This window comes from Streptomyces lateritius, assembly GCF_014649715.1.
GTDB classification, from domain to species: Bacteria; Actinomycetota; Actinomycetes; order Streptomycetales; family Streptomycetaceae; genus Streptomyces; species Streptomyces lateritius.
On record NZ_BMTO01000010.1, the window covers coordinates 121688 to 133692 of the forward strand.

Below are 12005 nucleotides of genomic sequence, written 5' to 3' on the forward strand. Positions count from 1 at the left end.
GGGTAGAGGCAGTTCTCCCCGCCCGCTGGAGCGGCGTGCGGTCGGATCCTCCGGGAGGAGACACTCATGAACCTTACGGAAGGGCGCGAGGAACGCCCCTTCTCCGTCACTCGTCGGGTGCGGGCCGCCGCGACCGAGGCGGGTCTGCCCCACGGCGTCGGCGGCCACGCGCGGCCGCTGCCGCCGGACCACACCCAGGCGATCCTGGAGGCGACCAAGGAGGTCGCCGCGATCCTGAAGAGTTCCGGATGCCCGTTCGCACTGGTCGGCAGTGTCGCCGCGTACGCGCACGGCATCCCGGTCCGGCTGCAGCACGACACCGACTTCGCGGTGCGTCGCGAGGACGCGGAGGAGATCACGCGGCTGCTCGCGGAGCGGGGCGTTCAGATCGTCGACCCTCCGGAGGACTGGCTCATCAAGGCCCGTGCCCATGGCGAGCAGATCGACCTGATCTTCTCCCTCGCCGGGCGTCCGGTCACCACCGAGCTGCTCGACCGGGCCCGGACGCTTCCCGTGGACTCGGTGCACATGCCGGTCCTCGATCCGACCGATCTCCTGACCAGCCGGCTGACGGCACTCTCCGAGCACCACTGCGACTTCGGGGCTCTCCTCCCGGTCGCGCGCGGCCTGCGCGAGCGGGTCGACTGGGGCCGGGTCCGCGCCGAGACGGGAGACTCCCCCATGGCCGCGAGTTTTCTCTACCTGCTCGAACTGCTCGATGTGATCCAGCCCGACGACACCCGCGACGACGGGCGCGAGGACACGGGGGAGGACGGTCCCCGATGAGGGCCGTGACGTGGCAGGGACGGCGGAAGGTGTCCGTGGAGTCGGTGCCCGACCCCACCCTGAAAGAGCCCACCGACGTGATCGTGCGGATCACCACGACCGGGCTGTGCGGATCGGATCTGCACCTGTACGAGGTGCTCGGCGCCTTCCTCGACGCCGGCGACATCCTCGGGCACGAACCCATGGGCGTGGTCGAGGAGATCGGCCCCGAGGTGCGCACACTCCGGCCCGGACAGCGTGTCGTGATCCCCTTCAACGTCTCCTGCGGCAGCTGTCCCATGTGCGGGCGGGGGCTGCACTCCCAGTGCGAGACGACCCAGGTACGGGAGTACGGCACGGGAGCGGCGCTGTTCGGGTACACCAAGCTCTACGGCCAGGTCCCCGGCGGCCAGGCCGAGTACCTGCGCGTCCCGTTCGGCGACACCCTGCCGATCCCCGTGCCGGACGGCCCGCCGGACGACCGCTTCGTGTACCTCTCGGACGTGCTGCCGACCGCCTGGCAGGCGGTCGCGTACGCGGACGTGCCCCCGGGCGGCTCCGTCGCGGTCCTCGGTCTGGGGCCGATCGGCGACATGGCCGCCCGTATCGCGGCGTTCCGGGGCGCCGGTCTCGTCATCGGCATCGACCTCGTACCCGAACGGCTGGCCCGGGCGGCGGCGCGCGGCGTGCGTACGCTCGACCTCCGGGAGGAGGGAGCGGACATCGTCGAGGCGGTCCGCGACCTCACCGACGGGCGCGGCCCCGACGCGGTCATCGACGCCGTCGGCATGGAGGCGCACGGGGCCCCGATCGCGCGCGGTCTGCACACCATGGTGTCCCTGCTGCCCGACGCGCTCGCCCAGCGCCTCATGCGGCGTTTCGGCGTCGACCGTCTCGCCGCTCTCCACCTCGCCGTCGAACTCGTCCGGCGCGGCGGCACGGTCTCCCTCAGCGGTGTCTACGGAGGCGCGGCCGATCCGATGCCGCTCCTGGTCATGTTCGACAAGCAGCTCCAACTGCGCATGGGGCAGGCCAATGTGCACCGATGGGTGGACGACCTGCTGCCGCTGCTGACCGACGCGGACCCGCTCGGTGTCGACGACTTCGCCACCCACCACGTCCCGCTGGGCGAGGCGCCCGCGGCGTACGAGATGTTCCAGCAGAAGCGCGACGGCGCGGTGAAGGTGCTCTTCACGCCGTGAGAACGCGAGAACAGCCGTGCGCCGGACGGTCCTTACGGGCCGCGTGCCGCGTGTCGGCCCCGCTCCTTGCGCGCGGTTCGGCCACTCGTCGGGACATGCTCCCCCCCATGTGTTCGATGACCGCCTGCCTCCTCCTCGGCGCCCTGTGCGCCGGCCTTCCGGGGTGTGCGGACGTCGACGACCCGGCGGCGGCCGCGGAGGCCGCGGCCGTCCGGTTCACGGCGGCGCTCGCGGAGCCGGGCACCCGGTCCCTCGGCCTGGTGATGGGCCTGGTCGTCCTTCTGTCGTGGCTCGCTCAGTCCGTGACGGGTCTGGTGACCTACAACGAGGAGCAGTTGAGGGACCTCGAAGAGCCGTTGTCCTGGGGCACGTACATCTCCTCGGCCGAGTTCTGGAACCGTACGCTCCAGAACTGGCAGTCCGAGCTGCTCGCCGTCGCCTCCATGGTCGTGCTCTCGGTCTGTCTCCGGCAGCGCGGCTCCCCCGAGTCGAAGCCGGTCGGCTCCGCGCACACGGCGACAGGTGTGGAGGGCTGACGCGCCTCCCCTACGGCAGCCGCCAGTCCACGGGCTGGGCGCCCTGGCGGAGCAGGAGGTCGTTGGCGCGGCTGAACGGGCGGGAGCCGAAGAAGCCGCGGTCCGCCGACATGGGGGACGGATGCGCGGACTCGATCGCCGGCAGGTCACCGAGCAGGGGGCGTGCGTTGCGGGCGTCGCGGCCCCACAGGATGGACACCAGCGGCTTGCCACGGGCCGCCAGCGCGCGGATCGCCTGCTCGGTGACCTCCTCCCAGCCCTTGCCGCGGTGGGCCGCGGGCTTCCGGGGCGCGGTGGTCAGCGCCCTGTTCAGCAGCAGGACGCCCTGACGGGTCCACGGGGTCAGGTCACCGTTGGAGGGGCGGGGCAGGCCGAGGTCCGTGTGCAGCTCGCGGAAGATGTTCTCCAGGCTCCCCGGCAGCGAGCGCACGTCCGGCGCGACGGCGAAACTGTGACCGATGGCCATCCCGGGGGTGGGGTACGGATCCTGGCCCACGATGAGGACGCGCACCTCGTCGAAAGGCTGCTGGAAGGCGCGCAGGACGTGCTGTCCGGCGGGCAGATAGGTCCGACCGGCCGCGATCTCCGCGCGCAGGAAGTCGCCCATCGCCGCCACGCGCCCGGCCACGGGCCGCAGCGCCTCCGCCCAGCCGGGCTCCACCAGTTCGTTCAACGGTCGTGCTGTCACAGCAGGTCACCCTACCGGCCTACGGGGCCGCCCCGGACGGCCAACTCCCTTCCGCGTCCCCGCTCGTCCGTTCCTCGCCTTCCGACCCGGGGATAGGCTGCCTGCCGTCGTCCCTCCTCCTTTCCTCTTCCGTTTCCTGGAGCCGCTCCATGAGGTCGCGCGGGCATTCATCCGGCCAGGTCGTCCTCGGCGTCGACTCGGGAGGCTCGGGTCTGCGGGTCGCGCTGGCGGAGGCCGGGAGCGGCCGCGTGGTGGACACGTTCTCCTCGCGGGAGCCGGTGCGGACCGGTCCCGGCGGCATCGAGGCGGCGCATCTGCTGGCGCAGTTGCTGCCGGCCGTCGAGGCGATGTCGCCCGGCGCCGACGGCGGTCCGGTGGTCGCCGCCGCGATCGGAGCGGCCGGCATGGCGACGCTCGGCGACGAGCTGCGTGCCGAGCTTCCCGGCGCCCTGGCGAAGGCGCTGGGCGTACGGAGTCTGGCGCTCGCCGCCGACGCGGTGACCGCGTACGCGGGAGCGCTCGGGCAGCGGCCGGGGGCGGTCGTCGCCGGCGGTACGGGCCTGATCGCGCTGGGGACGGATCTGACCGGCTGGCGGCGGGCCGACGGGTGGGGGCATCTGCTGGGCGACTGCGGCAGCGGCGCGTGGATCGGCCGCTGTGGTCTGGAGGCGGCGCTGCGGGCGTACGACGGGCGGCGGGGCGGTTCGGCGGCGCTGCTCGCCCGCGCGGAGGAGCGGTTCGGCCCGGCGGCCGGGCTGCCCGGTGAGCTCTACCCGCGGACCGACCGGCCCGCCGTGCTGGCCTCGTTCGCGCCGGAGGTGGCCCGCTGCGCCGAGGACGGCGACCGCGTCTCGGAGCAGATCCTGGGCAGGGCCGCCGTGCACACCGCCGAGGCCGCGGCCGCCGTGTGCCCGGCCGAGGCGGTGTGCGAAGTCGCGCTGACCGGCGGCCTGTTCAAGCTGGGTGACGCCCTCCTCGTACCCCTGCGGGCCGAACTGGCGGAGCAACTTCCGCGGGCGCGGCTCGCGTCGGCGGAGGGGGATCCGCTCTCCGGATCCGTCGCTCTCGCCTCCGCCCTGGCCACGGGCACGCTGCGGCTTCCGACCGATCCACGACTGCTGTACGTAACAGAGCAACTGACGTCGTAGAGAACGGTTCGGACAAAGCGGGGCAGATAACGCTCGACTGCACCTCACCGCACTGCGCGGCGGCCAAAACCAGTAGCATGCGGCGCCATGAGCTCCCCCACTGGGCCCGCTTCCGGCCTGCCTGTACGAATGCCGCGACCCCGCCAGCCCGGACGGCACCGTCGCCCCGAACCCGCGGCGGCGCCCGAGGGCGCTCCCGCACTCGTCCTCGCCGTTCCCGGCGTGCCCTCGGCCGCCATACGCTCGCTGGCCGAGGAGGTTGTGAGCATCGCCCGTTCCGAGCTGCCCGGCCTCGAGGCCGCGATCGGCTACCTGGACGGTGACGACGCCGAGTACCCGACGCTCGGGACCGTGCTGACGCGCGCCGAGTCGCTGCGCACCGAGCGCTACGAGCTGGCTCTGGCCGCCGGCCGCGAGGTCAGCGCCCCCGAGGGCCCGGCCGCCGTGGTGGTTCCGCTGCTCGCGGGCCCGGACAGCGCGCTGATGCGGCAGATCCGCCAGGCCGTGATGGACAGCGGCAACGTGGCCGAGCTGACGGACGTTCTCGGGCCGCACCCGCTGCTCGCCGAGGCCCTGCACGTGCGCCTGTCGGAGGCCGGCCTGGCCCGCGCCGACCGCGCCCGGCTCTTCACGGTGGCCACGGCCGCCGACGGCATCGTGCTGGCGACGGTCGGTGGCGAGGAGGCGGTCCAGGCCGCCGGGATCACCGGCATGCTTCTGGCCGCGCGCCTGGCCGTCCCGGTGATGGCCGCCGCCGTCGACCAGGAGGGCTCGATCGCCGCGATCGCCGAGCAGCTGCGCGGCTCCGGCTCGGAGCAGCTGGCGCTCGCTCCCTACCTGATCGGACCGGAGCTGGCCGACGGCCTGCTCGACGCGGCCGCCAAGGAGGCCGGCTGCGCCGCCGCCGAGCCGCTGGGCGCCTACCCGGCGATCGGCAAGCTGGTGCTCTCGCAGTACACGGCCACCCTGGGCATAGCCCCTCAGCAGCCGCAGGGCGCCCCGGCCCTCTGAGCGGCGCGAGCCGCGCTCGGGCCGCTGGTGGGCGTACGGAGAAGGGCCCGCACCGGAGACGTCCGGTGCGGGCCCTTCCGCGTCCCGGGACACGCGCCGGCCTCCGGGGTCGGCAGGACCGGCTCGGCGGCCTGGGCGCGTGCGGGCGCGCCGGCCCCTGGGGCGGAGGGCCCGGCTCGGCGACCGGGGCGCGGGCGCTGCCCTCCCTGGTCGCGATCGGCCGAGACGCCGCGCCGGCCGCCTGGAGGCCCCGCCTCGGGCGCTGCGGGCCTGAGGCGGGGCCTCCAAGCGGTCGGCGCAGGGGCTCATGGCGGCGTACGCCGCCACGAGAGCCTGCCCCGCCCCCGCTGAGCCGAAAACCCCACGGGAGCCACTGGGCGGCTCAAGGCCCCCTGGCGGGCTTCGCGCAGCCCGCACGCGGCCGATGCCGCCGGAGGAGCCATGCGCTCCGCGGGACGCGGACGGCCGCCCGCGGGCTGTACACACGCGGACCGGACCCCCCGCTCAGCCGAAGACCCGCAGCAGCCACGGAACGGGGCAAGGCCCACCGGCCGGCCCACGTGCGGGCCCTGCGCACCGCCGCTGCCGAAGGCGGACCTGGGCACCACCGGTCAAGGTCCTGATGGGGGTTGTACGGCCCCACGGCCACGGCCCCTCACCCGTCGGGGAATGAGCCGCGGGAGCTCCGCCGCGGCGCCGGTTCTCCTCACCCCGGGCGGGCCCCGTCAGCCGAAGAACGGGCAGGAGCCCCGCCCGGTCGCCTCAGATCCTTGCGGGGGCATGGGGCCATGCTGTGCCACCCACGCCGAACGGCCCCCCGTCCCCCGCTCACCCCAGGATCAGGCACGAGGCCGCGGGGGCGGCGATCGACCCTCCGCGGCGCGGGATGCCCGTCGCCGGGTCGAGGTCGAACCAGGTGATGTCGCCGGAGCGCTCGTTCGCCGCGTAGAGGCGGCGGGCCGTGGGGGCGAGGGTGAGGTCGCGGGGCCAGCGGCCGCCGCTGGAGACCGTGGTCACGAGGGTGGGCTTCTCGCCGCTCGGGTCGAGGGCGAGCACGGCGATGCTGTCGTCGCCTCGCACGGCGGCCCACAGGTGCCGTGCGTCGGGGGACGCGACGATCGCGGAGGGGTAGCTCGGCGCGGTGGCGCCTTCCGGTACGACGTGGGTCTCGCCGAGCGGTTCCAGGACGCCCTCGGCCGCGTCCCAGCGGCAGACGGTGACGGTGGGCACCAGCTCGTTCAGGACGTAGGCGTGGGTCCCGGCCGGGTGGAACGCCAGGTGGCGGGGTCCGGTGCCCGCGCCGAGGACGGTCTCGCCGTGCGGTCGCAGTGTGCCCGCGGCCGCGTCGAGCCGGTAGATCCGTACCGAGTCGGTGCCGAGGTCCACGGCGGTCACCCACGGGCCGCCGGGAGCCGGCAGGACCTGGTGGGCGTGGGGCCCGCTCTGGCGGCCGGCCACCGGGCCCGACCCCTGGTGCCGGGCGACGTCGCTCGCGGCGCCCAGGGAGCCGTCGGCGGCGACGGGCAGGGCACTGACGCTGCCGGAGCCGTAGTTGGCGGTGAGGACGTGACCGGACGTGACGGCGAGGTGGGTAGGTCCGGCACCTCGGACGGACACCGGGTCGCCGAGCGGACGCGGCACCGCTCCGGAGACGTCGAAGGCGACCGCGGCACCGTCCTCGGTCTCCGAGACGGCGTAGAGCACCGTGCCGGCGAGGGCGAGGTACGACGGGTCCGTGACCGCGTCCGTCGCGCCGGTGACGGTCAGGGCTCCGGTCGCCTCGTCGACGTCGGCGGCCAGGACGCCATGACCTCCCGCCGAGGTGAACGACCCGATGAAGGCCCGTACCGCCCGTACCGGCTGCCGCCCGCCTGTGCCGCCCATGGCTTTCTCCCCTTGCCGCCGGGGCGGTCGCGGTTGACCGCCCCGTAGTCCGGGCCGACGGTAGCAGGCGGTCTAGACCAAGTGGCCGGTCAGGAACGGACCAGTCGCGACGTGGGAGGAGTGCGCAGCGGCTCGTCGAGGGCGGCGAGCAGCCTCTCCAGCCCTGTGACGTGGGTGAGCACCGGCCCTCCGGGCTCCGGTACGGCCCGGGCCCCTGCCGAGGCGCCCGTCCCCGGGGCCCGCCCGGCAGCGGGCGAGGTAAGCGCCTCGACGGCCGCCTCGACCCGCCAGCAGGCCGCCGCGAGCCGGGCGTCGTGGCTCGCGGCCGGGTCCGCCGCGACCCTGACCAGTCCCCGCACCTCGTCGGCGCATTCGTCGAGGAGGGCGATGACACGACGGGCACGCGCCTTGCGGGCCCGGTACGGGTTCAGCGGGTGGACCAGCGGCGCCAGGGAGAGCCGTACCCGTCCCAGCAGCAGCTCCAGCTCGGCGGCGTGGGGAGAGGGGTCGGCCTCGGGGTCGCCGGCGAGACGCCGCAGGGAGGCCGAGGTGGCGGCGCGGACGCAGTGCAGGGCGCGCTGGATCCACGCGTCGTTCGTGGCGTGGGTGGTGACGGGGAGGACGAGCAGCACGGCGAGCGCCGCGCAGACCGCGCCCACGGCGGTCTCTTCCAGGCGCAGTACGAGCAGCCCGGTGTCGAGGACGCCGAGCAGGCCGTAGAGAAGACCGGCCATGACGGTGACGGCCAGGATCATCCAGCTGTACGAGACGGCTGCCGTGTAGAAGATGCCGAAGACGCAGAGGGCGACCAGGGCCGCTGTCGGGGCGGGCGCGCCGTGCAGCGGGATGGCGATCAGCATGCCGGCGGCGATGCCGATCACCGTGCCGAGCACGCGACGGAAACCGCGGACCAGGGTCTCGCCGCGCGAGGCCGTGTTGACGAAGATCCACCATGTGGTGCCGACGGCCCAGTACCAGCGTTCCTCGGAGAGGACCTGGCCGAGGGAGAGCGCCACGGCGCAGGCCGCCGTCGCCTGGATCGCCTGCCGGGTGGTCACGCGGGCGAGCCCGGTGCCCGGCAGCGGGGGCGGCTGAGGCGCGGGCGGGGTCCGCCGTTCGATGGGCCAGAGCACGAAGCGCACGCCGCCGGCCACCAGAAGAGCGAGCCCCACCGCGACGCAGATCTCGGGGAGCTGCTCGGGGCGCGCGTGCAGGAACTGGGTGATGAAGAAGTTCATGAACGCGAAGATCCCCAGCGCGTGCCCGCGCGGGCCCCAGCGGCGGGCGTAGACACCGCAGAAGACGACGAGGAGGAAGGCCGCGTCGCGTACGGGGGTGACGCCGTGGAGGGTGGTGGCCAGCGCGAGGACCGGGAAACCGGCGGTGGGCAGGAGCGCGGTGGTGACACGCTGGGCGCGGACCGTCGCGTCCGTCACCGTGAAGAGCGCGAGCATGGCCGCCAGGCCGCCGGTGAGGGAGGCGGTCAGCGAGAGCCCGGCGACCTCCGCGACGGCGACGGCGAGGCCGACGCCGACGACGGCGCGCAGTGAGGTCCTGAGCCGGAGAAGCCCCGGGTCCGGAGCGACGAACATCCTCTTCACGGCGGTCGACCGCCCCCCTCGCCTCGCGTCTCTCGCCGATCCGCGGGCGGCCCGGGGTGTGGGGCGCGCGCGGACACGACGAAGGCACCGCGCTCCGGGCCGGCCTCGTCGCCTGCCTGGCGCTGCGCGGCGCCGAAAGTGTTGGTTACACCGATAGGTAACCATCCAGGAGACATTGGCTCAACAGGAAGGCTCAGCGATGAGCCATTGGCCCAGCTTCGCCTCGGTCTTCCGGCCCATCGGACGGCCATCGGACCAGCGGCACCGACCGTTCCCGGCCACGGCCCCCGGGCCGCGACGCCCCGTGGCCGATCCGGCGGGGGGAGCCGGATCGGCCACGGTGGGTGGGGGCAGGGGTCAGCGGTGGGCCCGGCCGCGGCGGCGGGTGAGCAGGACGCCGAGGAGGACCATCGCCGCACCAAGGACGAGGTGGAGCCAGTTGTCGGCGTCGTTCACCGGCACGAAGTTGGCGTCGCTGTCGAGGTCGATGACCAGGCCGTAGATCCACAGCACGAGGTACACGACACCGCCGCCGATGAGGAAGGCCCGCGCGCCGCCGGGCGTGCGCGCCATCGCCATACCGACGACACCGAAGAGCACGTGCACGAGGTTGTGCAGGATCGACACCTGGAAGATGCCCAGGAGTTTGGCGTGTGAGTCGTGCTCGGCGAACTTCAGCGAGTCGTAGTCGGTCGTGATCCCCGGGATGAATCCGAGGACGCCCACCAGCAGGAAGACCGCGCCCACGAGCAGGGCCGCCTGCTGCACCGCGGTCCGGGCGGCCGGAGCCGCACCGTGAGTCCTGACCATGACAGATCTCCTTCGTGAAAGGGGGCGCCGGGGCGGGCATCGGCCGCCCCGCCCCGACGCCCCGGCCGAGCCGGTGTCAACCGGTCGCCGGCGGCTCCCACTTGCCGCTCGGCGGCGTCTGGGTGTCGCTCTGGCCGGGGGTGATGCGGCCGCGCCACGCGCCGCTCTCCTCGCCGCGCTCCTCGATGAAGCCCTTGAACCTGCGCAGGTCTCCCCTGATCCGCAGGTCGAGGAGGCCCGTCTTGTCGCCCGCCTTCTCGACCATGCCCTCGGGCTCGAAGTCCATGGCCAGGCTGACGCGGGTGTGGGTCTCGTCCAGCGGCTGGAAGGTGACGACGCCCTTCTGCTTCGCGTCGCCTCCGGTCGTACGCCAGGAGATCCGCTCGTCGGGCAGCTGGTCGACGATCTCCGTGTCGAACTCGCGCTGGACGCCGGCGACCTTCGTTCGCCAGTGACAGTGCTGATCGTCGAGCTGGCGGACGTCCTCCACGCCCTCCATGAAGCTCGGGAAATCCTCGAACTGCGTCCACTGGTTGTACGCGCGGCGCACAGGTACGTCGACGTCGATGGATTCCTTCACCATGCTCACGGCATTCCTCCTCAATCGGTCGAACCTTGCTCGGTCTAGCTCTTACGCGGTCAAGAGGGGACCAATCTGCCCATCCCTCGCGTGCCCGGCGTGCGGGACTTCATTCCCCGGACTCCGGGCGGTTGTTCAGGGCAGCGGAACTCCCCCGGTGGCGTTGACGATCTCGCCGGTGATGTAGCCGGCCTGGGGGGAAGCCAAGAAGATGTAGGCGGGCGCCATCTCGGCCGGCTGCGCCGGGCGCCCCATGGGCGACTGCTTGCCGAACTCCACCGTGTCCGGCATCGTCGCCGGGATCAGCGGCGTCCACACGGGGCCGGGCGCGACGGCGTTCACCCGGATGCCGTCGGCCGCCACCATCTGCGCCAGGCCCTGGGTGAAGGTGACGATGGCGCTCTTGGTCATCGCGTAGTCGAGCAGCGGCGGACTGGGCTTGTAGGCCTGCACGGAGGTCGAGTTGATGACGACGCCGCCCCGCGGGATGTGCGGCAGCGCGGCCTTGGTCAGCCAGAACATCCCGTACAGATTGGTCCGCATCACGCGGTCGAACTGCTCGGTGGTGATCGCTTCGATGCCGTCCGGCTGGGCCATCTGGTAGGCCGCGTTGTTGATGAGGACGTCGATCCGCCCGAAGGCCGCCACCGTGCGCTCGACCAGCTCGGCGCACTGGCGTTCCTCTCGGATGTCGCAGGCGACGGAGACGGCCTGTCGGCCGGCGGCTTCGACGAGCCGGGACGTCTCGTCGGCGTCGGCCTGTTCCTCGGGAAGGTGGGTGAAGACGATGTCGGCGCCCTCCCGGGCGCAGGCGAGCGCCACCGCCCTGCCGATGCCGGAGTCGCCGCCGGTCAGCAGGACCTTGCGGTCGTGGAGCAGCGCGTGCCCGCGGTAGCTCTCCTCTCCGTGGTCGGGCCGGGGGTCCATCGGGCCGGTCCAGCCCGGGTGCTCCTGCTCCTGGTCGGGGAAGTCGGGGCGCGGACGACGGATCGCCGGCTCCGGGGCGGGCCGGGCAGGGTCGGACGGGGTGTCGGGGGTGTCGGGGGTGGGGTGCGGTGTCACGCCTTCCTCCTCCTTCGTGCGGGTGGAACCGTCATACGTATGTGCTCGGGGTCGTTGGCGTTCGGGGGCCGTTCAGGCGTGCGGGGCGGCGAGCCGCCGGCGCGCCGGGCCGTGGGAGCGGCCGCGCCAGGGGAAGTCCTGCCAGGGGTCGTCCTTGAGCAGGTCCTCGATGGCGTCCGGGCTCGGCCGACAGGTGGTGAGCTCGCGGTCGTCGGCATCGGCCCGGGCGAGGGGCGCGGCGAGGGGGCGGGCGAGGGCGCGTACGTCGTCGAACGGGGTCCGGCGGTCCAGGGGCACGAGGACGCGCAGCCCGCGCGAGCCGGTGATCATGACGACGGACGGCAGCCCGAATCCGTCGGGCAGGTCGTGCAGGCGCCGCGGCCTCCCGGGCGAGGGAGAAGTCGTCCGTCGCCGGGTCCAGGTCGACGACGAGGCGGTCCGGGGGTCCCGGCGGTCGCTCTGGGAGAGGAAGCGGTGCGGGGTGACGCGGGTGTGGCCGGCGAGGTCGACCATCGCGGCCGTGTCGTCGCAAATCGCGTAGGTGACCACCCCGTGCTCCTCGGGGAGGTCGGCGCGGTGCACCCGGTCGGGGAAGTGGTCCCGGACGGCCTTCCGCGTGAACCCCTTGTCGCCGATCCCATCGGGGTGCCGTTCGAGCACCGACGGGGACTCGATCGTCCGCCCGCCCACCCGGACCGCCCTCGTCGCCCGGTGCCTG

General features: G+C 73.7%; 12 protein-coding genes. 5 read left to right on the top strand and 7 right to left on the bottom strand.

Annotation, left to right across the window (positions count from 1 at the left end; all coding sequences use genetic code 11):
* The first annotated feature begins 66 nt into the window (after positions 1-66).
* The 3 genes from IE136_RS21430 to IE136_RS21440 all read left to right on the top strand — a co-directional run bounded on the left by IE136_RS21430 (position 67) and on the right by IE136_RS21440 (position 2503).
* Positions 67-786 carry a nucleotidyltransferase family protein gene (locus IE136_RS21430; RefSeq protein WP_158984902.1) on the top strand — a complete coding sequence of 240 codons (720 nt, stop codon included), beginning with the start codon at positions 67-69 and terminating at the stop codon, positions 784-786.
* Positions 783-1967, top strand: a complete 1185-nt coding sequence (locus tag IE136_RS21435) for a zinc-dependent alcohol dehydrogenase (protein ID WP_158984903.1) — start codon at positions 783-785, stop codon at positions 1965-1967. Before IE136_RS21430 ends, IE136_RS21435 begins: the two co-directional genes overlap by 4 nt.
* A gap of 107 nt (positions 1968-2074) precedes the next feature.
* Positions 2075-2503, top strand: a complete 429-nt coding sequence (locus IE136_RS21440) for a DUF6766 family protein (RefSeq protein WP_373309105.1) — start codon at positions 2075-2077, stop codon at positions 2501-2503.
* A 10-nt stretch (positions 2504-2513) separates the two neighbouring features.
* Here IE136_RS21440 and IE136_RS21445 read toward each other — a convergent pair whose 3' ends face one another.
* Positions 2514-3191, bottom strand: a complete 678-nt coding sequence (locus IE136_RS21445) for a uracil-DNA glycosylase (protein WP_158984904.1) — start codon at positions 3189-3191, stop codon at positions 2514-2516.
* Between the two features lie 149 nt (positions 3192-3340).
* Here IE136_RS21445 and IE136_RS21450 point away from each other — a divergent pair, with 149 nt between their 5' ends.
* Together IE136_RS21450 and IE136_RS21455 are read left to right on the top strand one after the other, a co-directional pair.
* Positions 3341-4339, top strand: coding sequence for an N-acetylglucosamine kinase (locus IE136_RS21450; protein WP_158984906.1), 999 nt, complete (start codon positions 3341-3343; stop codon positions 4337-4339).
* A gap of 87 nt (positions 4340-4426) precedes the next feature.
* Positions 4427-5350, top strand: a complete 924-nt coding sequence (locus IE136_RS21455; protein ID WP_158984908.1) for a sirohydrochlorin chelatase — start codon at positions 4427-4429, stop codon at positions 5348-5350.
* Positions 5351-6178: 828 nt separating this feature from the next.
* Here IE136_RS21455 and IE136_RS21460 read toward each other — a convergent pair.
* The 6 genes from IE136_RS21460 to ligD all read right to left on the bottom strand — a co-directional run bounded on the left by IE136_RS21460 (position 6179) and on the right by ligD (position 11977).
* Positions 6179-7234 carry a lactonase family protein gene (locus tag IE136_RS21460; RefSeq protein ID WP_189601138.1) on the bottom strand — a complete coding sequence of 352 codons (1056 nt, stop codon included), beginning with the start codon at positions 7232-7234 and terminating at the stop codon, positions 6179-6181.
* Between the two features lie 89 nt (positions 7235-7323).
* Complete coding sequence (locus tag IE136_RS21465; RefSeq protein ID WP_189601139.1) at positions 7324-8826, bottom strand: FUSC family protein; 1503 nt, start codon at positions 8824-8826, stop codon at positions 7324-7326.
* 366 nt (positions 8827-9192) lie between these two features.
* Positions 9193-9645 carry a DUF4383 domain-containing protein gene (locus IE136_RS21470; RefSeq protein WP_158984914.1) on the bottom strand — a complete coding sequence of 151 codons (453 nt, stop codon included), beginning with the start codon at positions 9643-9645 and terminating at the stop codon, positions 9193-9195.
* A gap of 76 nt (positions 9646-9721) precedes the next feature.
* The gene (locus tag IE136_RS21475; RefSeq protein WP_158984916.1) at positions 9722-10234 is read right to left on the bottom strand and encodes an SRPBCC family protein; all 513 of its coding nucleotides are present in this window, start codon (positions 10232-10234) and stop codon (positions 9722-9724) included.
* Positions 10235-10360: 126 nt separating this feature from the next.
* Positions 10361-11215 carry an SDR family oxidoreductase gene (locus IE136_RS21480; RefSeq protein WP_229819025.1) on the bottom strand — a complete coding sequence of 285 codons (855 nt, stop codon included), beginning with the start codon at positions 11213-11215 and terminating at the stop codon, positions 10361-10363.
* A gap of 144 nt (positions 11216-11359) precedes the next feature.
* Complete coding sequence (gene ligD / locus IE136_RS21485) at positions 11360-11977, bottom strand: non-homologous end-joining DNA ligase LigD (protein ID WP_189601140.1); 618 nt, start codon at positions 11975-11977, stop codon at positions 11360-11362.
* Between the last annotated feature and the right edge of the window lie 28 nt (positions 11978-12005).

Excerpts from the sequence above, each read along its gene's own strand:
- IE136_RS21430 (WP_158984902.1), top strand. The coding sequence starts at position 67 with ATGAACCTTACGGAAGGGCGCGAGGAACGCCCCTTCTCCGTCACTCGT.
- IE136_RS21435 (WP_158984903.1), top strand. The coding sequence starts at position 783 with ATGAGGGCCGTGACGTGGCAGGGACGGCGGAAGGTGTCCGTGGAGTCG.
- IE136_RS21440 (WP_373309105.1), top strand. The coding sequence starts at position 2,075 with ATGTGTTCGATGACCGCCTGCCTCCTCCTCGGCGCCCTGTGCGCCGGC.
- IE136_RS21450 (WP_158984906.1), top strand. The coding sequence starts at position 3,341 with ATGAGGTCGCGCGGGCATTCATCCGGCCAGGTCGTCCTCGGCGTCGAC.
- IE136_RS21455 (WP_158984908.1), top strand. The coding sequence starts at position 4,427 with ATGAGCTCCCCCACTGGGCCCGCTTCCGGCCTGCCTGTACGAATGCCG.
- IE136_RS21460 (WP_189601138.1), bottom strand. The coding sequence starts at position 7,234 with ATGGGCGGCACAGGCGGGCGGCAGCCGGTACGGGCGGTACGGGCCTTC.
- IE136_RS21465 (WP_189601139.1), bottom strand. The coding sequence starts at position 8,826 with ATGTTCGTCGCTCCGGACCCGGGGCTTCTCCGGCTCAGGACCTCACTG.
- IE136_RS21470 (WP_158984914.1), bottom strand. The coding sequence starts at position 9,645 with ATGGTCAGGACTCACGGTGCGGCTCCGGCCGCCCGGACCGCGGTGCAG.